The organism is Paenibacillus sp. FSL H8-0175, from assembly GCF_045040615.1.
Lineage (GTDB): Bacteria > Bacillota > Bacilli > Paenibacillales > Paenibacillaceae > Paenibacillus_AQ > Paenibacillus_AQ odorifer.
This window is the reverse complement of the sequence record NZ_CP150299.1, coordinates 3124990-3144978: the sequence shown is the minus strand read 5'-3', so window position 1 is coordinate 3144978 and position 19989 is coordinate 3124990. Positions and strand designations below refer to the sequence as shown.

General features: G+C 38.3%; 31 protein-coding genes. 6 read left to right on the top strand and 25 right to left on the bottom strand.

Translation table 11 applies throughout. The annotated features are described in order from the left end of the window. Window positions 1–351: 351 nt before the first annotated feature. Window positions 352–591, bottom strand: a complete 240-nt coding sequence (locus tag MHH46_RS13980) for a hypothetical protein (RefSeq protein WP_076190032.1) — start codon at window positions 589–591, stop codon at window positions 352–354. Window positions 592–832: 241 nt separating this feature from the next. Between MHH46_RS13980 and MHH46_RS13975 the strand changes: the two genes are divergently transcribed. Further along, window positions 833–1066, top strand: a complete 234-nt coding sequence (locus MHH46_RS13975) for a helix-turn-helix domain-containing protein (protein WP_076190031.1) — start codon at window positions 833–835, stop codon at window positions 1064–1066. A 211-nt stretch (window positions 1067–1277) separates the two neighbouring features. On the opposite strand, the gene MHH46_RS13970 is transcribed toward MHH46_RS13975, so the two are convergent. The 4 genes from MHH46_RS13970 to MHH46_RS13955 are packed head-to-tail and all read right to left on the bottom strand — an operon-like array spanning window position 1278 to window position 2894. Beyond that, on the bottom strand, window positions 1278–1676 hold the full coding sequence (locus MHH46_RS13970; protein ID WP_076190169.1) for a LytTR family transcriptional regulator DNA-binding domain-containing protein: 399 nt from the start codon (window positions 1674–1676) through the stop codon (window positions 1278–1280). Window positions 1677–1693: 17 nt separating this feature from the next. Then, entirely contained in the window at window positions 1694–1837 is a 144-nt protein-coding gene (locus MHH46_RS13965; protein ID WP_081387725.1) for a cyclic lactone autoinducer peptide, read from the bottom strand. Continuing rightward, window positions 1834–2361, bottom strand: coding sequence for an accessory gene regulator ArgB-like protein (locus MHH46_RS13960; RefSeq protein ID WP_076190030.1), 528 nt, complete (start codon window positions 2359–2361; stop codon window positions 1834–1836). Before MHH46_RS13960 ends, MHH46_RS13965 begins: the two co-directional genes overlap by 4 nt. Beyond that, window positions 2358–2894, bottom strand: a complete 537-nt coding sequence (locus tag MHH46_RS13955; RefSeq protein ID WP_405132615.1) for a hypothetical protein — start codon at window positions 2892–2894, stop codon at window positions 2358–2360. Before MHH46_RS13955 ends, MHH46_RS13960 begins: the two co-directional genes overlap by 4 nt. An 862-nt stretch (window positions 2895–3756) precedes the next feature. Between MHH46_RS13955 and MHH46_RS13950 the strand changes: the two genes are divergently transcribed. Next, window positions 3757–3981, top strand: coding sequence for a helix-turn-helix transcriptional regulator (locus MHH46_RS13950; RefSeq protein ID WP_076190027.1), 225 nt, complete (start codon window positions 3757–3759; stop codon window positions 3979–3981). Between the two features lie 43 nt (window positions 3982–4024). Here the strand turns inward: MHH46_RS13950 and MHH46_RS13945 are convergent, their stop codons facing one another. Next, complete coding sequence (locus tag MHH46_RS13945; RefSeq protein ID WP_076190026.1) at window positions 4025–4360, bottom strand: YolD-like family protein; 336 nt, start codon at window positions 4358–4360, stop codon at window positions 4025–4027. A gap of 11 nt (window positions 4361–4371) precedes the next feature. After that, window positions 4372–4575, bottom strand: a complete 204-nt coding sequence (locus tag MHH46_RS13940) for a hypothetical protein (protein WP_076190025.1) — start codon at window positions 4573–4575, stop codon at window positions 4372–4374. 492 nt (window positions 4576–5067) lie between these two features. On the opposite strand from MHH46_RS13940, the gene MHH46_RS13935 reads away from it, so the two are divergent. The 4 genes from MHH46_RS13935 to MHH46_RS13920 all read left to right on the top strand — a co-directional run bounded on the left by MHH46_RS13935 (window position 5068) and on the right by MHH46_RS13920 (window position 6793). Then, window positions 5068–5289, top strand: coding sequence for a hypothetical protein (locus tag MHH46_RS13935; RefSeq protein WP_076190024.1), 222 nt, complete (start codon window positions 5068–5070; stop codon window positions 5287–5289). Then, on the top strand, window positions 5286–5675 hold the full coding sequence (locus MHH46_RS13930; RefSeq protein ID WP_179086247.1) for a TIR domain-containing protein: 390 nt from the start codon (window positions 5286–5288) through the stop codon (window positions 5673–5675). Before MHH46_RS13935 ends, MHH46_RS13930 begins: the two co-directional genes overlap by 4 nt. A 276-nt stretch (window positions 5676–5951) precedes the next feature. Beyond that, window positions 5952–6131 (top strand): hypothetical protein, encoded by a 180-nt coding sequence (locus tag MHH46_RS13925; RefSeq protein ID WP_076190022.1) that lies wholly within the window; start codon window positions 5952–5954, stop codon window positions 6129–6131. Window positions 6132–6328: 197 nt separating this feature from the next. Continuing rightward, window positions 6329–6793: a hypothetical protein gene (locus MHH46_RS13920; protein WP_076190021.1), complete on the top strand. Its 465-nt coding sequence runs from the start codon at window positions 6329–6331 to the stop codon at window positions 6791–6793. Window positions 6794–6882: 89 nt separating this feature from the next. Here MHH46_RS13920 and MHH46_RS13915 read toward each other — a convergent pair whose 3' ends face one another. From MHH46_RS13915 to MHH46_RS13830, 18 genes are all read right to left on the bottom strand, one after another. After that, entirely contained in the window at window positions 6883–7125 is a 243-nt protein-coding gene (locus MHH46_RS13915) for a hypothetical protein (RefSeq protein ID WP_076190020.1), read from the bottom strand. A 208-nt stretch (window positions 7126–7333) separates the two neighbouring features. Continuing rightward, the gene (locus MHH46_RS13910) at window positions 7334–7804 is read right to left on the bottom strand and encodes a MerR family transcriptional regulator (protein WP_076190019.1); all 471 of its coding nucleotides are present in this window, start codon (window positions 7802–7804) and stop codon (window positions 7334–7336) included. 173 nt (window positions 7805–7977) lie between these two features. Beyond that, window positions 7978–8322: a YolD-like family protein gene (locus MHH46_RS13905; protein ID WP_076190018.1), complete on the bottom strand. Its 345-nt coding sequence runs from the start codon at window positions 8320–8322 to the stop codon at window positions 7978–7980. After that, on the bottom strand, window positions 8303–8548 hold the full coding sequence (locus tag MHH46_RS13900) for a LexA family transcriptional regulator (RefSeq protein WP_076190017.1): 246 nt from the start codon (window positions 8546–8548) through the stop codon (window positions 8303–8305). Before MHH46_RS13900 ends, MHH46_RS13905 begins: the two co-directional genes overlap by 20 nt. Continuing rightward, a complete protein-coding gene (locus MHH46_RS13895; protein WP_076190016.1) occupies window positions 8545–8742 on the bottom strand; it encodes a hypothetical protein in 198 nt (65 codons plus the stop codon). The genes MHH46_RS13900 and MHH46_RS13895 overlap by 4 nt, the downstream gene beginning before the upstream one ends. A 293-nt stretch (window positions 8743–9035) precedes the next feature. Further along, complete coding sequence (locus MHH46_RS13890) at window positions 9036–9647, bottom strand: hypothetical protein (protein ID WP_076190015.1); 612 nt, start codon at window positions 9645–9647, stop codon at window positions 9036–9038. Window positions 9648–10405: 758 nt separating this feature from the next. Continuing rightward, a complete protein-coding gene (locus MHH46_RS13885; RefSeq protein ID WP_076190012.1) occupies window positions 10406–10942 on the bottom strand; it encodes a general stress protein in 537 nt (178 codons plus the stop codon). A gap of 234 nt (window positions 10943–11176) precedes the next feature. Then, window positions 11177–11512 (bottom strand): hypothetical protein, encoded by a 336-nt coding sequence (locus tag MHH46_RS13880; protein ID WP_076190011.1) that lies wholly within the window; start codon window positions 11510–11512, stop codon window positions 11177–11179. Window positions 11513–11526: 14 nt separating this feature from the next. Further along, complete coding sequence (locus MHH46_RS13875) at window positions 11527–13401, bottom strand: DEAD/DEAH box helicase (protein WP_076190010.1); 1875 nt, start codon at window positions 13399–13401, stop codon at window positions 11527–11529. 296 nt (window positions 13402–13697) lie between these two features. Next, window positions 13698–13820, bottom strand: a complete 123-nt coding sequence (locus MHH46_RS13870; protein ID WP_218640949.1) for a sporulation protein YjcZ — start codon at window positions 13818–13820, stop codon at window positions 13698–13700. 131 nt (window positions 13821–13951) lie between these two features. Then, window positions 13952–14653: a M15 family metallopeptidase gene (locus MHH46_RS13865; RefSeq protein WP_076190009.1), complete on the bottom strand. Its 702-nt coding sequence runs from the start codon at window positions 14651–14653 to the stop codon at window positions 13952–13954. After that, on the bottom strand, window positions 14653–15111 hold the full coding sequence (locus MHH46_RS13860) for a phage holin family protein (RefSeq protein WP_076190008.1): 459 nt from the start codon (window positions 15109–15111) through the stop codon (window positions 14653–14655). The genes MHH46_RS13865 and MHH46_RS13860 overlap by 1 nt, the downstream gene beginning before the upstream one ends. A 17-nt stretch (window positions 15112–15128) precedes the next feature. Next, a complete protein-coding gene (locus tag MHH46_RS13855; protein ID WP_076190007.1) occupies window positions 15129–15341 on the bottom strand; it encodes a hypothetical protein in 213 nt (70 codons plus the stop codon). A gap of 50 nt (window positions 15342–15391) precedes the next feature. Then, window positions 15392–16156 carry a phage antirepressor KilAC domain-containing protein gene (locus tag MHH46_RS13850; protein WP_081387723.1) on the bottom strand — a complete coding sequence of 255 codons (765 nt, stop codon included), beginning with the start codon at window positions 16154–16156 and terminating at the stop codon, window positions 15392–15394. Between the two features lie 252 nt (window positions 16157–16408). Continuing rightward, window positions 16409–16942 carry a hypothetical protein gene (locus tag MHH46_RS13845; RefSeq protein ID WP_076190006.1) on the bottom strand — a complete coding sequence of 178 codons (534 nt, stop codon included), beginning with the start codon at window positions 16940–16942 and terminating at the stop codon, window positions 16409–16411. A 68-nt stretch (window positions 16943–17010) separates the two neighbouring features. Then, window positions 17011–19197 carry a phage tail protein gene (locus MHH46_RS13840; RefSeq protein WP_256717157.1) on the bottom strand — a complete coding sequence of 729 codons (2187 nt, stop codon included), beginning with the start codon at window positions 19195–19197 and terminating at the stop codon, window positions 17011–17013. Window positions 19198–19284: 87 nt separating this feature from the next. Then, on the bottom strand, window positions 19285–19392 hold the full coding sequence (locus MHH46_RS13835) for a CD1375 family protein (RefSeq protein WP_341121365.1): 108 nt from the start codon (window positions 19390–19392) through the stop codon (window positions 19285–19287). 1 nt (window position 19393) lies between these two features. Further along, window positions 19394–19984, bottom strand: a complete 591-nt coding sequence (locus MHH46_RS13830; protein ID WP_076190005.1) for a hypothetical protein — start codon at window positions 19982–19984, stop codon at window positions 19394–19396. Window positions 19985–19989 lie beyond the last annotated feature (5 nt).

Genomic DNA, 19989 nt, shown 5'->3' with positions numbered 1-19989 from the left:
TATCGTAACACATTTGCGCGATGAAATAAAAAATTTGTCTAGATATGAAATAAGAAGGCGAAACAGCTTATTCAGAGAAATAAGTCATCTTAATGTATAAGATTGGACTTCCAGGGACATCATGTAATTATCGACACCACAAATGTCGTAGACAACCGCGGAGCAGGCTTACGTTTCCCCATAAGCTCTTCGTCCGGTTTCTCCTCTCCCATGAAAGGGGCCCTCGAAAGAGGGCCCCGAATTTATGTTTATGAATCCTTATAAATAAAGGATTTCCTGATTGATATCATTCTTATTAACTAATTAAAAAGATCGACTGTTGACGAATTGTTGACGTTTTTTATTTCTACTTCATAATAACTCTCTTAAAGTCGATGCTTCAGTTACTCCACTTCTATAAGAAGTTTTTACTGCTTCCAGTACACTATTTAAAAAGTAGTTTTCCAATTCATTACGTAGGACTGGTTCTACTGATTGAAGAAGCATAACAAACTGTTGATAGTCATCATTCGTTTCACCTTTTAAAACTACCTCCGCGATCTCTTCGGTTCTCTTTTCAATAACTGGCTTTAAAAATTCTATGATATCCATTAAGTTCATCCTCTCAGATTTACATGCTGCATTTCTGGTGTTTTTTCTTTGTCAATAACTATTCGAAAAGAGAATCAAGTATAATAATTGTTATTTAATTGTGCTATGCTATTAGTGAAAATTGAATTTTTTAAAAGTAGGGGGTGTCTGCCAGGACGCGCCCTTTATCTTTTTTATGTAACTGTGATATAATACCATCGATATTCATCACCTCTCTTTGATAATAAAATAGGAGGTTGTTATGGCGCTTCTGATTCAAGGGAAGTGCCTACTGCGTACGCTCCGAGAATCTGCTCGACTAACACAAGCGGATTTGTCTAAAAATCTCAGAACGTTTTACGGAGTATCCATTTCAGTTAGTCACTTATCGCGTATCGAACGAAGCGAACGGCCAATGAACACAATACAAATGCGTGCCGTTTGCTTAGCTCTTAGATGTGAAGAAGCTGAACTCTATGAATGGATATTGCAGTAGGTCGGAGTGATTCATGCTCCTCCCGAACGAAGAAATAGCCCATAGCACGCAACCAAGTAAAAGGTCAATACTGTTTCATAGCGCGAATATACTTATATTAAAAACCAAATTGTGTATTTTGTATATTGCAAATGGCTGGACAGATTGCATATACGAACATGAGTTTTTAACTTTACATTTTATGAATATTGTGGTAATAAAAAAAGAGCCTTTAATAAAGACTCTCACTTGCCGTAATGATTATATTAGGATTGACTAACATCAAACTTTCTGCAACCTCTTTAAAGCGGTATCTTGCAATCATACAGCGTTTTGATTTACTCGTGAAATTTTTTTCGAAATACGCTATTTTTAAAGTTTTATCTAGCACTTCTATTTTTTCTAAATTCACACAATTACTTCTGTCAGCAATTCCAAATCTGTACCCACTGTTATTTAAAGTTTTATTCCAATATTTTAGAGTTCCTACTGTAAAATAAATTTCCTCTGCAGTATGGACAGCGACTTTATCTGAACTCATAGCAAAATCCAACATTAGTATACTATCAACATCTATATTGTTTAATCCAGATTCTCCCTCTGGATCACGAGTTACGGATAGTTTCAGCACACCTATCACCTACTTCTCTATTTTAGCAACTCCTCCGGCACTTCACCATTATACACGTACCAAGCACTTGCAGTGCTTACTGAAGATAAAGCTACTATTCCAAGTAGAGCAGCCACGTTCGTCAGTGCCATGCGCTTAACACTTGCCATCATATTTTTCATTTGATATCACCCCCTTTCATGCGAATTAATGAGATACTTTGCGCGAGGAATGCAGCGCCGATTACTGGAGAAACTATTAAAAAATTAGATGATACGATCACCAATGATACAATCTTTAAGACAGAATAGTAATTTTTAGGGATTCGGGATTGTTTCTCTATATTCGACGGCGCAAACAACCCCACAAGAATAAAGCTTACAATACCCAATGTTATGATCGTCCAATAATCAAAGTCAGCAAGGGAAATTGAAGTAATCAATACAGTAGAAAACAAAACACATTTCATTCCGGACCGCATATGATACCCACCAGACGCCTGTCGTAACAAAGGGAAAACAGCAAGTGCTATCGTTACCTCTGGTGTTTTTCCCGTTAATCTTGAAATTAGTAACGATAGGACGATTATCATTAACGCATTTATAATGATTGAGAGTGCATATTTCATGACAGTAATTGTAATAGGGCTATCAGGGACACCCTTCTTTATTCCTTGAGCGATTCTCAAGGAGAGAAAATCAATCATCTATCCTTCTCCTTTTTAACTGCGTAATAAGCAAAGAAGATAAATGTGATGGATACAGAGATAACATCAATTAATGTGTTGCCACTGTATAGAAGCCAGATCGTTAATAATAGTGCGCAGCCGATAAGTGTATATACATAAATCGCCTCACGTTTTAGCCTTAATTTCTCAAAATCAAATGTGAACCCTCCACCTAGCATATAAAAAACACGCGAACCGCCTATGCCTAATACACTGCTGATTGTTTGCAATAAATACCCTTTTTCAGGATGTAACGTCAATTCATTTACGGATAAATATCCAAAAGTCAATTGGACTAGAGCGACTTGCAGGAGTACGTAAGCAAAATAACCCATTACAGATATAACAGCAGACCAGACCAGCGGGATTCGCATCACAACTGTAAATAGCAAGACAAACAGTATAATATTGATAAAGGGTACAATTGCGGTTAACTGTAGGTCTTCTCTAAAAAAGAAACTCTGTAAATCCATTAACAAAATGATGAATAATGCTGGAAATATAATTTCCACTGGTTTTAATCTAAATAAAGCACAGATAATAAAATAGATAGCTATAAACTCTAATGTTGAAAAAAATACAAACCCCACTGGCTCCCACGACATAACAATGCACCACCTGACATAATTTTCATTCATTAGGTTAATTATATAACCCTACCAGGTATTGAGTATACTACTTATTTACTACGTAATAGGTCTATCAGGCGGCATTATCTTAATACCCTTTCACCAACCTACCTGAGCGTCTAAGCCAATCCATCTTAACCAGAAGTTCCATTTCCCAATTAGTATCATGAGTGGATCTAGCTTGGATAAGTTGATTATTAAGAGTATTGTAATCCCAACAATACTTTGCATTCTCATGGAGACAATGCTGCAACTCTATAGCTAGTTCCTCACTTAATGGTCCCTTCAAGTTCTCATGAAAAATTTCAGCTAATCTTTGGTGAGCTGCCAACATATCTATCACTCCTATACATGTGAGGGCGCGCTGTCCTCTTATGGCGGATTCCGCGACAACCACGCTTCACAGCGGTATTGTTTCGGCTCCTGTCCGCTGGAGCCATCATCAGGTGGTTAAACTTGCTCGATGTCCAATCGCGGCAACTTCTCAATCAAAGACCGCAACTCCAATTCCTGCCTTGAACTAGCACCGTCTTTCATTTGTCGAAGCGCCAACTCAATCAAGTAAAATATCCCTCGTATTTAACTTTTCCACCCCTTCATCCCTCCTGTGTATGCCCGCCAGCTAAGTTTATTTGACTTATTTAGTAAGTCGATGAATCAAGAATACCACGACCTATTTAGTAAGTCAACATCAAATTGACTTGTTTTATAAGTCGTGTTATTTTTAATGCAGGAGGGTTGTCCGATGTTGAAATCTAAGCTAAAGGTTATTGTGGACGAACGCGGTTTATCTATTAGAGAAGTTGCGCGCGGAACGGGGATAAACTTTGAGGTTGTAAGACGGGTCTACAATGACACAATGGAACGTTATCCCCGGGATGTGTTGGACAAGCTTTGCAAATACTTGAATGTAACTGTGCAAGATATCCTTGAATTTACTCCTGAAGACGAAGAAACCCCACCAGTATAATCACTGTTGGGGTTTAATTAATTTATGTGCAGGAAACATTTCCTTACGTGCTTACGCCGACAACATTATCTAATTTAATCCATTCCCAATCGTCATCATGATGGAACTTAATCTGTTTCAACTGCCAATCGACTCTCATGACTATTCCATGGATGGATCTGTCTTTATATTCACCAAACAATGTAATTGTAATCGGACTACAATCCTCTAAAGATTGAGCTAATACCTGTGAGATCTCCACTAATGCTTGGGGATCTAAATCAGGTTTTTCACGTGTCTCTTCATTCAACGCATCGTCTAGTATCCTTGCCTTATGTTCTGGCATAATCATACGACTGCCTTCCCATAGTCCATTTCCTTCTAGTTTTTTTCTAACCATGTAAAGCCCTCCTAGTGCATCGTCCAGTAATCAATATTACCGCCATCCATACCCCATTGTATCTCCTGTGATGCTATCTGACGCTTTTTAAAACGTGAGTCAGGACGTTCCCATCCTTCAATTATAACCGCCGTCTCAGGCGGCGTGTTTGGATTCCACTCAATATAATTTTCCTCAACCAGTTCTTTCAGAGCTGCCTTTATTGGTACTGGCATACGTCCGCTTAAACATTCCAGCTCAGGGAGACTTGGAGTAAATCTAGAACCAGTACCTGAGGACCCACCACCAACAGGATGGAAAGAAGTCGAGTTTTGAGTTACAAAAAGAGCCGTGTGTATATTCACGGCTCTTTTCTTTCATAGATCCAATCCTCAGACTCTCGTATATATATTTCTTTTGACTGGGGATTTTCCTTAACTCTCTATCGCTACATAACAGAGTTCTAAATGAAATTTTGTGCTTTGCTTGGGAATTGGTCGAGATGCATAGTTGTCACCCTCGCATTTAACTTTTATCGTGAAGTGCTCCCACAACGGTCATATGATAACACGATTTCACTAAAATGATCGCAAGTATTACTACTACTGGCAGTGTCTTTTTTATACTTTAGTCTTAGGATTTACTGATGTTCAGAAAATGATCAGTTGTTTGGAGTTAAATAAGAGAAAATTATGCATAAGGGAAAATTAATATCTGGAGGTAATAATTTGGAAATTGAAGATTTAACACTAGGCATTCGTATCCTTATAACTGCCGGTCCGAATGCTGGAAAGATTGGCATTGTAGTAGCGAAAGGAACACAAACTATTCTTCTTGACATTGGTGAGTCTTCTCTCATCGATGAGTTACCTGAACACTTAGAATCTGCTTCAGAAGATCCACTTCCTCTCAGTCAAGAAGTCGAAAACCAGAAAGGGAGTGTAAAGTGAATTATAATATTTTCATTAGCCATGCTTGGGAATACACTGAGCATTACAATATAATCGTTCAATTGCTTAATGAAGCTCAATCAAAGTGTGAATTTAACTGGAAAAATTACTCAGTACTAGAACACGACGGACTGATTGATCAGAATGCCCTGATTAGCAAAAAGAAGTTGAAGGAAATGATTGATGAACAAATCAAGCCAGCCTCAATCGTCATCATTCTATCAGAGATGTATGAAACTCACAGCGAATGGATTGATTACGAAATAGATACCGCAATCTCATACAATAAATATATTATTGGCATTAAACCATGGGGGCAAGAACAAGTGCCAACCAAAATTCAAAATAATGCTGACATTATAATTGGAATAAAAGCTCTGTTGTGAATGCTGTCAAAGCAAGATAGAGTTCCATTACTCCCGTTAGGTACTTACTTATCATTGAACTACCGGAATATCTAGAACCCGCACCTGAAGATACACTTATACCTGGGCGGGCAGAGTTTGAGGTTTGAGTTAAAAAGAGCTGAGCAGAATTACTCCTGTGGCGGCTCTTTTGATGTTCAGAAAATGATCAGTAGTTTGGGGTTTGATAAGGTTTGGGGTTTGATAAGAATAGTATATTAATATCCAGGGGCTTCAACCCACTAAAGGAGGAATAACATGACACTCAAATTAGACTTCGTCCTCAGATCACTCCGCGATTCTGGCGATTCTCCTTACGAGACAGCAATCAGGATCATTAAAAGTGAAATTCGCGGAAATACATCACCATTTGCGAAGGTAAGAAGCGTCAAGATCGTCTTGAATGCACTCGACTCACTTAACGATGAAATTAAATAAATCAAACGCCTGATGAGCATACCAAGCGCTTTGGACCTGCTACGGAGTAGGTCGAAACCTACCGGATGTATAATCTGGTATGGTCGCAGAATTCCGCTACGAGTTGACCGTGCATGGATGACCTTTACATAGATTACTCTTTGAAAAATTGATATGATAAAATCGACCTGCTTAATTTTCATCTTGGAGTGATGGTAATGATAAATTCTTTAGAGATAAATAAACCGTTAAAGTCGTATTTTTCTATACCTCAACATCTTTATTGTATGGATATCGCTTGTATAAAAGCCGTGGCTCAAGAAGAAGAACAGGAACCCGATTTAATGGGGCTTATTAATGCTCTATACATCCAAGGTTATTTAGATCTTGAACGTTTATTAAACTGCACATGGAAAGAAATATGTCAGGTGCCGAGGATTGGTATTAAAAAGCAAAGGCTTCTACTCAGTTTACTAGAACGAATTTCTGCAGATCCCAAGACAATAGAAAATCACAAGATCGCCCCAACGGCTACCATTGACAACAAAACGAACATCGGCGAAATAAAATCGGAGAAGATTATTAAGAAGTATAAAGATACGAGGTTACAAGAAGCCACTGAAAAAGAAGCCCGTATAAAGAAGATTAAGGATAGGCTCCGTGAAATGGGGATGATACATTAAACAAGCCCCGCCAGAGTAATTCACTGACGGGGCTTGTCCTTTTCCCGATAAATACGAACCGGAGTATAAAACGGGAGTTATTTATTTAATTAGTCAACATCGTCCATCAATGGACCATAATAGACAGGAATGAAAAAAGCTCTTTTCCCGTACATCTTCGCCCATTCAAGTTCGCCAGTCTTTTGATTCTTTCGGTAAGGGCGGAAAACACCCCAAGCCTGAAACTCGATGCTCCAAGTAAGTTCTTGTCCGTTAATAACCTTCTTGATGTACTTGCTCTGCTTTTTCTTGGGTTTCTCGGAACTGTTGTCAAATGGTATAATATTAGTCATTTTTGATGACCTCCCTGGCAATTGCCAATAAATTGTATCTTGCCGGGAGCTTGATCCATGTGATAATATTATTGTACGATGTTTTTATTAATATTATTTTTGTAGCCGGTTCACTACACACATGGACGCCGATTGTGTCAGTTATGAACCTCTACACAGCCGTTGGCTCCCTACAAGAGCGACGGCTACTTTTTTCTTCTGCCACGTTTTATCCCACCTTTACTTTTCTGTCTTCATTTGCAATTACACTATGAATGTCACGTGCAGTGATATCTCTCTTAAGTTCTTTAATAAATCTTCCGATCGGTATTATAAAATATATATCTTCTAATTCTTCATAACTTATACTCTTGACTCTTTCTTTTTTTTCAATAATAAATTCTCCGTTTTTAAATAATGCAATGTCGTCCTTGCCATATGCCTCTACCTCCTTCTCACCAGTTCTTAATAGATTAATTAATTGGCTTTGTGTTTCCGAGTTCAGTCCTCTGACTCTGAGTAATTGAAGTATCTTCAGGATGCATACATCGGAAAAAGAATATAATCTACGACTCCCTTTTCCAGAAGCTTGGGCAATTTCAGGAATGAAGAACCCTGTTCTTACCCAGGAATCCAAGGTGGCATATGGTATGCCCACCAGTTCCGATACAATAGGCGCAGCATATCCATGTACAGCCATTTCCATCCCTCCTCTGCAAGAATTTCAGATTAATATAATCTGATGTATAAATTATAAACAGAACGATATGCTGATGTCAACATACCTTGTAATAAAAGGTTCAAATCACAAAAAAAACACTATATATAGTAAAAAACACTGTTCGCCGTCACTTCTGAAGACGAACAGTGTTTTTATGTAATCACATCTACAATCTTTTCTATTTTAATCCACTCCCAATCATCATCTTGACGGAATTTAATCTGTCTAAGATACTGATCTACTCTCATAACTATTCCATAGATGGATCTGTCCTCATGTTCCCCAAACAATGTAATCGTGATCGAACTGCAATCCTCTAAAGATTGAGCTAATACCTGTGAGATTTCAGCTAATGCTTGGGGATCCAAATCAGGCTTTGATCGCACCTCTTCATTCAGCGAATCGTCCAGAATCCTATTTTTATGCTCAGGCATTATCATCCGACTTCCCTCCCAAAGTCCATTACCTTCAAGTTTCTTACGCTGTTGTGGTTTCATTGTCTTCGTCGACTCCCTTAATAACTCTCAACGCTCGTGGCAAGTTCTTACCTCTCTGTATGTACCCCTTAATCTCTAGGCGCTCCATGTGCGCATGTATTACCGCTGTAGATGACAACCCTACCTCCTTGGCAAGTTCACGTAACGTTGGTGGATAGTGATTGACTTTGATCATCTTAATCAACGCTTCAAGGACTTCTTTTTCTTTATCCGTTAATAGCTTCATGCAATTGCTCCTTTATCACTTGGCTGCCATGCTAATATGTTTCTCGCCAAAAACATCCTCGGCGCTCCTATATTTAAGCATGTTGCGCGAATCTTCCCGTCCTTTATGCCTTTAATATCAATTTTACGCTGAGTAATCTTGCCGACTTTATCTAAGTAAACAATTTCAACGGTTTGACCAATCTGCATTTGCATGTTGATAGCCTCCCAAAACAAGAACGTTTGTTTGTATTATAACCAAACATGTGTTCGTAAATCAATGTAAAAAAAATACCCCATCGAACATTATGTTTAATGGGGGGTTTATGTGTAAGTTCAAAATTCAAATCTACTCCAACAAAGCCTACGCTTGCTTTTAATAAAAATCCACCAACTTGCGTATACCATGCAGCTAACTCAAACCATTTAAAACAACTAAAAAAGAAGAAGTCCAGTGTTAACTAGACTTCTTCAAACAATTTTAAATTAAAATGTGTATTATATAAATATTAGTACCAAGTACCTGAACCGGAAGTATTAAACTCTATATAAGCTTGGTAAGGATAATAACTAAAATTGTCATGATAATCTTTCACACCTACCAAAAGAGTAGAAGTAACAGCATATGTTCTGCTAGCATCGATTTTTACGCCATCATAGTTTAGATTTGAAACCGTAGTAGTAGAGCTGGAACCGTACATATAAAATCCATTGATATCTCCAAATATGTAAGAAGACCCTCTAGTCTCCCTATTATAAGAAACATAAGCTCCTAAATTTCCTGAATGTCCAGAGAATTTGACATACTTTGATACTGAGCTTATCTCTACAGATCTAGGAGATATGTTAGCTACTTCTTCTCTTTCAACCGATGGATTTTGAGATCTTACCAAAGCGTTTTCCCACAGTGCTTGTGATTTTTTGTTGTGAGCATCAAGTTCGGTCAAAAATTGGTTTAACTCTGTTTCAGAATTAACATCTACTGTAAAAATAACATTTTCGTTTACTGCTTGAGCTTCACTCTCGACAGGTTCAGTAGCAGCATTTGCTGCAATAGGAATTGACAAGCTGAGACTAATAGCCATTGTACTCACGATAATTTTTTTTAGCCCTTTGTTCATAAAATGTTACCTCCCATTTTTATTATCTATCACTGCATAAAATGCAATAATAAAAGAAATAAAATTAATCGAAATAACACATGACAATAATGCAATTTCACTGCTACCATATGGAGGTAGAATTTTGAAATAAATGAATAGCATTAAATTTGCTAGCGGAAATGATAGTAATGATAAAATTATACTCGGCATTATTTTTTTCATATTTTCTCCTCCGTTGTAATCGTTATATAATATATACTATATTTTGTCAATAAATCCAGTGAAAAAATATCCAAATTCAAACAATTGTATGACACAATATCCAATAAATCATTAATGCCTATAAGAGTGTGATAGACTTAAATTTCCACTATTTTTAACCTTTACAATGGACAGGATTTTTTTTGACGAACAATTTTATAAATAGTTTATTAATTTAATTGCTCCCAAAAAATAAGAAACCGAAAACCTGATTTCGAAACACAAAAAAACAAACAGTTAAAGCTGATTGGTTATTTGTTATATTGCTTATGCCAAAACCATCCTAAACTCAAATTCATTTCTCATGTAATAAGCATCAGCAACTTTGACACTAACAGGACTCCATTTCTGGATTGGACCCTCACAATCAATTATACAGCCGGCCAGTTTACCACGGCGTTCAATTATATCCACTTGAGACTGTTTTAAGGCAACTGTTAGAAATTCAGAGTCTGTCTTTAGAACTTTATATGTATTGCTTATACACTCATCCCTAAAAGGTAAAATATTAGACCTCAGTTTTCAGAATTCCAATTTCTTAATCGTTTAAGGTCTTTATTTATGCATGATTTCTTCAATTTTCTTCTTTTACTTAATTTTTTTATATCAGAGACATTATCGTATGAAAGTTGGATGTAAAAATAGTTAATAAACTCTAAGATAGCAAAGAAATAAATGAATAAAGAAATTAATAACCCACCTATTGGCAAAGACGGATACCATTTAATTAAATCAAAACCAAATACAACTATTGTAGTCATAATCATAACTATGTCCAACGTTTTTGAATAACGTAATTGACGAACGACATTAATTGGAGTTATAGAGTTATTCTCATTTCGTAGTCTCTTAAGCTTTACATACCAATAAATCGTCCCTTGCAATAAAAGAAACTCAAGAATGATAAAAGATATCCAAAATGAATATAGTGAATATAATTGTAGATTGGGGAATTCGTAATTTAGTAGAAAACTAATCGGGACAAAACCAATTAAAGAAAATAATTCGCCAGAATATAAATAAGCCAACCTTTTTTCTAACCGTTTCTTCAAAACTAATTTCTCACCACGCTTTCAAGATTTAGAGGCCCATAAAAATAACATCAAACACTCTATCATTACACTCTTAAAAATAACCTACCCTACCTACGGTAGGGTAACGGAGTGTCAGAACATAATGAAATTATATATTTTTATCTGGAACATTATGTATATGCACTCTATATCACTGGTAAGGAAACTTACCTGAAACAAAAAAAGCCCCAGACAGGGGCAGATGCTTGTAGTCTATGCTGCAATAAGATTTACGATCTCTTGTAAACAATGGATATTATCCGTTTTGAGTAACAATTTAGCAATTTCATCAATACGGCTGTACACGGTAAATACACTTTCGTTTTCAATCATTTCGATTTTTTGAACAAGACCTTTACTGTTAAAGAAATAATTCGCGATAATCTTTTTACCTTCATCTAAAAAAACCACTTCTGCCATAGTTCCCTGCAGGTAAGAATCGAATTTAACGCTTAAGTAATCCGGGTCTTTAAGGTTTTCCAATAAATCTTGTGGCCACACAGAATTTTTGTAAATCAAGTCATATAACTCATTAGTAATACTAATCATTTGTGTTCACTCCTTCATAAGGATAATTGTATCATTTCAGCCAAATGCTTAACAAGGTCTTCTAGGTATTCCTGTGCCCTAAAGAAGTTATCTAAAGTCCATACATCCCTAGGGCCGAATTCTTCTTTTAATTGTTCGTTTAGATACCTCGTGACTAATCCGGCATTATCAAGCTTCGGATCATTTTTCAAGTAAAAATACTTAGAAGGTAGCGCCTTAGCAAACTCTCTCCCCTCCTTCTCAACCCCGAACTCACTAATAAGTTTAGCTGGAATGTTTGAATAAACATTGTCATGAAACTCCTTACGTACAAACATCCGATATTTTTTAGGAGACTTCAACAAAGGATTTTCATCCTTGGGTTTTTCTTGAGAAATAATAAACTTTCTAATATCTTCTTCGGTTGAATTAGGTAAAATACTTTTGAAGGATTCAATTTTTTCTTGTAACTCAGCTTCAAACTTCTCATTTTCCTCTGTTAATGTTGTTGTTAAATAGTACTCCGATTCAGTATCAAGTTCTCCTAATAGTTCCACACTTGCAATGCCTTTTTCATAAGTCCCACCTAATTCCCTGGTCAGATCCCTTTCTTTCTTCTCTTGTTCCCTCACCTTTTCAATCACTTCTTTAATTTTAAGTTCTTTCTGATACTCCCGCCACAAAGGTTCCAGTCCTAAGTCTCTATGAGCAATTACTATTCCGATATTGTCGGAGGGTTTCATTGTGCCGGGCTCATCGATATATCTTAATATTCGTCCGATAAATTGAGAGTAAGGCGCTAAAGATTTAAAAGGCCTGAAAATCGCCGCTACAGATAAGTATATATGGTCATAACCTTCCCCCAACATTGCAACATGCACAATTACATCACATCTATTATTCTCGACATCAGTTAATATCCTTTTTCTTACATCTTTATCAAGATCACTGTGAATTAATCTTGCTCTAAGCCCCTTTTCTTCATACATTTTTTCCAAGGCTTCTGCATGATCGATACTACATGCAACTGCAATGATCTTATGAGGTATGTTGGAACCTAATTTCTTCGCTCTTAATGCATTGATACTCTCATCAATGATTTGCTCGTTGCATTCACGTGATAAAGCAACACTTCGGGCTATGTAGTTATCATCTTTAATACCGAGGGAACGAACTTCATCAATCGTATATTTTTTAGTAAAATCATTGTCAATCGTCAAATAAACCTTCTCGGGTAATAGTTTAAAGTTTTCTAGTGACTTAACAATATTTTGTTGCATAGCTCTTCCTAAGCCATAATCAGTGATTATCTTTCCTTCAATAGGTTTTCTGTCCGTTCTAAAGGGGGTTCCCGTTACTTTGATTACTTTTGATTTATTGAAATAATTCAATGCATTTTGCCAAGTGTCGGCAGGTGAATGATGTGCTTCATCAATAATAATCATATCGAAAAAATCAGGATCAACTCGCTTTAAAAGAGAATTTCTAAAGCGAGTAGTTAATTTATGTATATTCAAAATTACGATGTTGCTATTTTCTAGTTCTTCTTGATTTATGTCGTTATCGTATTCATTTACGATAGGCAATTCCTTATACTCTTTCATCACTTTTCTTTTCAACCAAAAATTATCTGGTACAGATGGATCTAAGGACTCAATAACGTGATCTTTAATAACTAACTGTGGAGTAATTATCAAAACGCGACCTTGACATAATCCAAATGGAACTAACCCCATGACGCCAGTTTTTCCTGCGCCTGTCGGCAAAATGATTATTGCATCTCTACTTGAGCCCTCTTTATTGAAGTGATTAAAAGCATCAATATACGCCAGGATCTGTGGCTCTCTTAGATCGTCATTGTCTACAATTGCTGGCTTTGCCTTCATAAAATAATGTAAATCAAATTGCATCTTCTTAACCTCCGATGTATTTTATTGTTGGCTCTCTCCCTCTAAGAACATTCGCCAAAAAAGAAAATATTCCCTTTATTTTTGTAATTTTTTCAATAAAAATCCCAGCAGCCGAAACCAGTTGTCAAAAAAATGACCCTACCAACAGCCGGCAGGGTCTATATATATATTATAAGGGGGTTATGTGATTATTATAATCTTCTTAGCTTAGGACTGTATGAAGAGACGATAAATGTTTGCTTAATGTTCTAGTCACCAACAAGATCTAATGGGCACAATACAAAGCGTTTGAGAATTTAGATAAAGCATGAACAAAGGATAATGACCAGCAAGATATAAAGAACCAGAATCGCACCAGTGGATGTGAATCCAACATGGTGATGGCCAACGCCACCAACTCCTCCAACATTTCCACCCATTTATTTTTCCTCCTTTGCAAATGAATTAAGATAACTTATGTGGTTGTTTCGCCTCATGCTTGGGCATGTGTCACCAATTAAAAAGAAAAACCAGCTATAACAAGTGAGCATAATCCCAAACGCTTGGGGAATTACTTATTAGTAGTCAGTGTAGCCGTTTTGGTCACATTATCCCACGTTACATCAGCGCCTAGCGCTTTACCTATTGCAGCTAGAGGTACATATACTCTCCCTTCGATCAAAACGCTCCCGTCTGCTAGCTTACTGCCGTTCACTACTGTATTTGCCTTATCTACTCTCACGTCTTCACACTCCTTCAAGTATCGATCTATAACAGCAGATGCTTTCGCCATAGCGATCTCTGACGGCTTAGCACCCGCACGTAATTGTGAGGTTGTCAGCCCAAAAGTTATTTGAAAATGTGGTGCATCCTTAATCGAAACAAAATCACCGCCCCATTCAAAACCAAGAGCTTTAGCCTCCTGAACTACCTCCATCCAATCAGCTACCTTGTCACCATCACCGTCACGTTTTAAATCCCAAGATACCTGTTTGCCATCTGGCAGTAACAATCCGAAATCGATAGCTAGTCCATAGTTATGGTAACTGGTGCCTCCCTTGGCATTCGTGACTATGCTACCTGGCTTAGTACGTCCTTGAGCATACAATGCGTCCTGCTCGGCAATTGTGCGAAGCCCTTGGGTAATGACTATATTTACTCCCCGAATATAACAGCGCTCAATCAGCGCTACGGTAGCAGTCTTAACGACTAGCTGCAGCCCGGAGAGCCGCGCGGCGGACTTTGCCTTTACTTGATCTAGCGTCAGTGTCATTACTCTTCATCCCCTTGTCTGCTCGCTGCCCTTTTGACCTTTTTATCTAGCTCACTCCCTACCCACTTGAGCACTACTTCCAAGATCGGCAACGGAAGTGAATCTCCCCATCCTGCTCGAATTGAGTTTGCTGTCATGCTCTGCAAAACGTGGTACAAGGTCCCGATAGACAATGCTCCAAATATCGCTCCAGGCAACCCGAACACCATATCAAGCAGATGTCCACCCGCGGGAAGTAGCAACATGAAGAATGTCCGGAAGACTCCATCAATTCCATATTTACTGGCATATGTGTTATCCTTTTTGGCGGCTCGAATACCAGATAACCAATCCATGATAATAAAAAATAAAAGTGCGACCATGATGGTTACGACAGCGTCCGCCTCCCCGTATAAAAAATCAAATGTTGGAATAAGTACTGCGCCTACTGTTGACGCAGCAATTTGAGATTTTGTCATTACAATTCGCCCCCTTTCTATTGTTTTTCCGAATTTATTGCTGGTTCTAATTTTGTGTTTTCTTTTGGTTGCAATGCACCTAACATTTCACCGATTCTATGATCAACTTGCTGCAAAATCTCAAATTGTCGTCCTGGGTAAAATTCTAATACTGTTATAATCGCTTCAACTAATTCTTCAGCAGGTCTCGTTAGATCAAGTGCTAATTCAAGTTTTTTTATAATCACCAAAGGTTACGCCTCCTTTCAGGCAAAAATAATAACCATCCAGTTATGAATGGTTACGCAATGCCGTTTTTCTTTTCGTATATTTTAATCAGCCATTCCCTGCCCAGCTGAGTGAATCGCCGATGATACACAACTCTGCCGCTGTCCAGAACCTCTTGTTTAATCTCGACATAGCCACAATCGGAGTATTTGCTGTACAGTAGCCACGTCTCATTCTGCTTGAATTGAATGCCCCGATCTTCCAAATCTCTATTGAGTGCATTGGCAGACTTAAAGCCGATCTCCTTTGCAATCTCTGTGGCGGTGTAGGTCTTATTAACGTGCATCAAAATGGCATTTGTTCGTTCGGCCTGAACCCGCGCGGCACGTTCCTCTTTGAGCTTTGTCAGCAGTTCAATTCCGAAGTCGGGGTTGTTCAATATGTTGTCGATTACATTGTCTGTTGCGTATATTCCATGTTTCTGGATTGCTGGGAGCATATCTTCGTACAGCCAATCCTGAAAAGGGATAGCTTTCGGTTGAGCAGATTGTCCTAGAACGCGGTTGAGTGAGAGGCTGGAAATAAACTTTTCTCCAGCATTATTGAGCTTTCGGACATTTCGATTCAAAATGTCCGAATTCTTGATGTGATAAATCTGTTCCTCTTTGCAAAACTTCAGAACATGATTTGTTGCGGATTCTCCTTGGTATTCAAGTGCTATAGACACATCTTTCGCCCTAATAATGAAGTCGCCCTTGAATTCAATATTAACGTCTGCTTTTGTAAGAACTGCCACTTCGTGTTGCCCTTCAAAGAAAAAAATGCTACTTTCGCTCATCAATAGTTCCTCCGTTCAATTTTGGACATGAAAATAAGCCTCCGAGTTATCGAAGGCTTTCTACTATCAAGCTTATATGTGTTTTGGTACTTGTTCGCTACGGTTATGTCATTAATTAATTATAGCCCAAACAACTCAAATTGTTTACAAGTACGAATTTGACTTTTTAAGATACACAAATAAAGGCCCCTCCTTAGGAGAGACCTTCTTAGTTATAGAATAGCACTGCTTTAATACTTTCACACTACGGTCTTAAGGCTTTAATTGACCCTTTAGTTTCTCTATTTCTGCATTTGCTTGATCAATTAGTTTCTGTTGTTCTGCAATGTATGCCTTACTTTCTTTAATCCGTTGCTCAAGACTAGATATTACTAAAGCACTTTCTGGTGTTCCATTATCAGATTCTTTAGCGGCAATTAAATTAGCTTCTGAAGAAGCCAATTCACCTTTAGTTGTGATTTCTATGTTGCTTTCAAGGTTTGTAATAGTGGCTTTTAATGTACTGATTTTCACACTATTCTCTTCAGAAATACTTTCAGAAGATTCCGATAACATAATTATTTTCTTCCCTTCTACTTTGAGATTTACTCCAGACGCTTCAGCCACAGCACGAACAGGCGCATAAGCTGAGCCATTAATCACAACAGCATCAGCAAGTTTAGTGCCATTTTTTTCTACCGTGAATATACCCTGGACTTTTTGTCCAAGCAACCCGCTTGCTGCAAATGTTGGTACTGCTCCAAATAGTAAGGCCCCGACGATAACTCCAGATATAAATTTCTTCATAAAACTCACTCTCCTTGGTAAAGATTTCATATGTCTATTATCGCCATAAAGAGATAAAAGTTTCAATCTTATTTAGGAATATTGACTTGAGCAAGTAATGCACCTGTAGCACTCCATAACTTAAGATTCCGACTTGTAGTATCAAACGTCATATTTGATGCAGCAGAATTCAAGCTTGCTTTGGAATTTATAGTCGTTTCCAGATCTTGTATACTTGATATCTTCAGTCCGTATACATTAGCACTTGAAAAATCAACTGAACCAGCAAAGAACACCCGATCTTCAAAAGAGAGTATTTGAAGTGGTCCCTGAGCATATAGAAATGAAAGATATTCTTCAGCATACATCCCAGCTCTCTCTATTCCACTTGGCGACCAAAAACCAATACCTGAATATTTGTGTAAACCATCGTTTGAGATCGTTACACGCTTAACTCCATTGGAGTCATAAGATCTTAATCCTCCCGAACTCATCTCTACTCTTTCTCCGATCGCACTCGTTCTTAGAAGAGCACCTGTAATAATCCCTCCAACGATTTCCCCACCAGCATAAATTGTCCCTTCAAAACTTCCACCTTTAGCATTTATGGTTCCTTGGAATGTTCCATCAGCTGCATAAACACTGCCCGAGGAATTAACTACAAATTTGCCGTTTCCTACATTGATGGATGATCCCACAATAGCCCCGCCAGAAAAGTTAGAATTCGCTATTGAGGCATAGTTTGCCGTCAATTTATTAGCTACCAAGTTACCAACCATATCTACTCGAAAGGGCGCTTCATTAAAGTTTGAGTGTCCCGCTGCTATACCATTGGTATTGATTTGAGTGACGGCATTTCCAGTTCCGATCAACATTGATACAAAGCTACCAAACTGTCCAATTACAGTTTCAGCTAAAACGCCACGTGCTGTCACTGCTGATCGTACCGAATTCCATCCATCAGTTGAGATACCTAAACCTTTGGAAGTGAGTCTGACTTGTTCAAGGTGATTTGTCTTTTCTTGCGCCAATATTCCCCCGTCAGGTGGATATATCAATTCTGTTTTTGAGTTATTAATATCTGTAATGACTTGCTTTGCCACTGCTTCAAACAGTTCAGTTCGAATTCTGCCATTAGAATAAAGGTTGTCTACAAGCTTTTTGCTCTTATCCAAATCAGCAATAATATCATCCATGTCTTTAACTTCAACATTAGATAATACTGCCTGAGCATGCTTTTCCTTTGTATATGGGTATTCCGTCAATTCCATGATCCGAGATTTAAGGTTAACTAGCCCGATATCTGGATCATAGCAATAGGCGGTATCCCCGAGGTCTGGTTTCACCGCATTGCTTCTAATTTTGTACAAGTCTGCGCTATCCGCAGTGACTTCAAAGCTAGGAATCTCCTTCTCCCTCAATGTCTTTCTACCAGCTTCCAGCAGATCCGAAACTTCTTCAATATCTTGCTCTATTATTTCCCCATCGAAATACGGCACCGAATTACTCCCCCAGCTCGCAGCAAATGGAGAGATAAGATAATTAACTTGCAGAATTCCGTTAACAATTGCCCCTGGCACAGACTCCAGCAGTGTTCTCTCTTCGTTGGTGAGGATCGATGCAGGTTGACCTATCCAAGTTCTACCATCCTTCATTTGGCAAAATAGGCGTGTCACAAGCGAAGAAGCATCATCTTTAAATTGATCTGAAACAATGTTTTTCTGTATACGATATTGCATGCCTTCATCTTTACCAATTTGCTTCTTGAGGCGAATGACAAAGTTATCCGCCTCTATCTCGCATCCATACATTTCAATGACCTTGTTTAGTGCCTGAAGGCAGTTCCCTTGGCCGAAATCTTTAACATCGCAAAGATCAAATGCATCATCAATGGCAAATGTAAAACGTCCGCCGGTTGCGGCAGAGATGAGATTTGTAAGTTGCGAAATATGCACACCATACGCTTCAGCGATGTAGGAAACGTATGGGAACTTGAAATCGGTTAGCTTGAACATTACGTGTGTGCACATGATAGACGCTGTGAGTTTTCGATCTTCTCGAACCCGAGACCGGCTATTAATCACATAGAACTGACCGCGCTCATCTTTGACATGACCTTTGATCAATATTTTCTCTAAGTAGTCTCGTGAATTCATCGGGACCAAAAAAGACAACTCGTAATCTGAGTTTATACGGCGTTTTCTGGTAACATCATAGGATTTTACTAAAGACCCTATTGCCACCATATTCTTATCGTAAGATTCCAAGAAATCCAACTCTTAACCTCCTTATTAGCCAAGGAAAATTTTCCTTATCAAAAAAAATAGCCCCCGAAGCAGCTCCGAGGGCAAAATAAACGCCTGCTATGTGGCACTATCTAATAACTCTTGTACGCCACTCTTCCATCGTAGTGGAACATCGTCGATTGTCTTTAAATCCTTTTGGATCAAATCAAAATATACTTTAGCCACATTACTCACCTCCAATCAAACCAGCGATTTCAGCGAGTGCTAGTTGCATCTCTGTTTTATCAGCTTCTTGAGCTTCAGCAAGTTCCGTTAGAGCAAGCTTGAGTTCTGTATTCTCGGCACGTAGTTGTTCGAGCTCCGTCTGATCCCCGGGCTTCGTCAACTCCGCAATCTCTTCTGGTGTTAATCCCTCGATCCATAGGTTATCAGGCTGTGCAGGAGGTGTATAAACTGGCTCAGGACCTTGTTCCTCTCCCTCCGCCCATCGCTCCCGCCAATCGTGTAGCTCGTCGGCATAGTCGCTCTGTGCCTCTAGTACAGCGTCCTGATAAGCATCCCATGCTAATAGATCAAATCGCGGATGATACAACCCGTTCGGCAACGTAATGCCTACGAGATAGCCGATGATCTCTCTTGGCTGTTCTGGTTCTTTGGATACGTCCGCCTCATCTTCGATCTCCCTGTCTTCCGGCAGATCTGGCGCTTCTTCTGGCTCTGGCTGGGCATAAATAGGGACGACCCCAGTAAAGGAGTCGTCCACTGATACATCATCTATATACTGACCGTCCAGCTCTGTTCTAGGTATTAGTTTCAATTTTC

What these genes read in the sequence shown, in the direction of transcription:
- MHH46_RS13975 (WP_076190031.1), top strand. Translation starts at nt 833, where the DNA reads ATGGCGCTTCTGATTCAAGGGAAGTGCCTACTGCGTACGCTCCGAGAA.
- MHH46_RS13850 (WP_081387723.1), bottom strand. Translation starts at nt 16,156, where the DNA reads ATGAGCGAAAGTAGCATTTTTTTCTTTGAAGGGCAACACGAAGTGGCA.
- MHH46_RS13940 (WP_076190025.1), bottom strand. Translation starts at nt 4,575, where the DNA reads ATGCCAGTACCAATAAAGGCAGCTCTGAAAGAACTGGTTGAGGAAAAT.
- MHH46_RS13860 (WP_076190008.1), bottom strand. Translation starts at nt 15,111, where the DNA reads ATGACAAAATCTCAAATTGCTGCGTCAACAGTAGGCGCAGTACTTATT.
- MHH46_RS13865 (WP_076190009.1), bottom strand. Translation starts at nt 14,653, where the DNA reads ATGACACTGACGCTAGATCAAGTAAAGGCAAAGTCCGCCGCGCGGCTC.
- MHH46_RS13920 (WP_076190021.1), top strand. Translation starts at nt 6,329, where the DNA reads ATGATAAATTCTTTAGAGATAAATAAACCGTTAAAGTCGTATTTTTCT.
- MHH46_RS13895 (WP_076190016.1), bottom strand. Translation starts at nt 8,742, where the DNA reads ATGCAAATGCAGATTGGTCAAACCGTTGAAATTGTTTACTTAGATAAA.
- MHH46_RS13925 (WP_076190022.1), top strand. Translation starts at nt 5,952, where the DNA reads ATGACACTCAAATTAGACTTCGTCCTCAGATCACTCCGCGATTCTGGC.
- MHH46_RS13945 (WP_076190026.1), bottom strand. Translation starts at nt 4,360, where the DNA reads ATGGTTAGAAAAAAACTAGAAGGAAATGGACTATGGGAAGGCAGTCGT.
- MHH46_RS13890 (WP_076190015.1), bottom strand. Translation starts at nt 9,647, where the DNA reads ATGAACAAAGGGCTAAAAAAAATTATCGTGAGTACAATGGCTATTAGT.
- MHH46_RS13880 (WP_076190011.1), bottom strand. Translation starts at nt 11,512, where the DNA reads ATGATTAGTATTACTAATGAGTTATATGACTTGATTTACAAAAATTCT.
- MHH46_RS13980 (WP_076190032.1), bottom strand. Translation starts at nt 591, where the DNA reads ATGGATATCATAGAATTTTTAAAGCCAGTTATTGAAAAGAGAACCGAA.
- MHH46_RS13845 (WP_076190006.1), bottom strand. Translation starts at nt 16,942, where the DNA reads ATGAAGAAATTTATATCTGGAGTTATCGTCGGGGCCTTACTATTTGGA.
- MHH46_RS13875 (WP_076190010.1), bottom strand. Translation starts at nt 13,401, where the DNA reads ATGCAATTTGATTTACATTATTTTATGAAGGCAAAGCCAGCAATTGTA.
- MHH46_RS13900 (WP_076190017.1), bottom strand. Translation starts at nt 8,548, where the DNA reads ATGAAGCTATTAACGGATAAAGAAAAAGAAGTCCTTGAAGCGTTGATT.
- MHH46_RS13910 (WP_076190019.1), bottom strand. Translation starts at nt 7,804, where the DNA reads ATGGCTGTACATGGATATGCTGCGCCTATTGTATCGGAACTGGTGGGC.
- MHH46_RS13965 (WP_081387725.1), bottom strand. Translation starts at nt 1,837, where the DNA reads ATGAAAAATATGATGGCAAGTGTTAAGCGCATGGCACTGACGAACGTG.
- MHH46_RS13915 (WP_076190020.1), bottom strand. Translation starts at nt 7,125, where the DNA reads ATGACTAATATTATACCATTTGACAACAGTTCCGAGAAACCCAAGAAA.
- MHH46_RS13960 (WP_076190030.1), bottom strand. Translation starts at nt 2,361, where the DNA reads ATGATTGATTTTCTCTCCTTGAGAATCGCTCAAGGAATAAAGAAGGGT.
- MHH46_RS13870 (WP_218640949.1), bottom strand. Translation starts at nt 13,820, where the DNA reads ATGGGTGGAAATGTTGGAGGAGTTGGTGGCGTTGGCCATCACCATGTT.
- MHH46_RS13905 (WP_076190018.1), bottom strand. Translation starts at nt 8,322, where the DNA reads ATGAAACCACAACAGCGTAAGAAACTTGAAGGTAATGGACTTTGGGAG.
- MHH46_RS13950 (WP_076190027.1), top strand. Translation starts at nt 3,757, where the DNA reads ATGTTGAAATCTAAGCTAAAGGTTATTGTGGACGAACGCGGTTTATCT.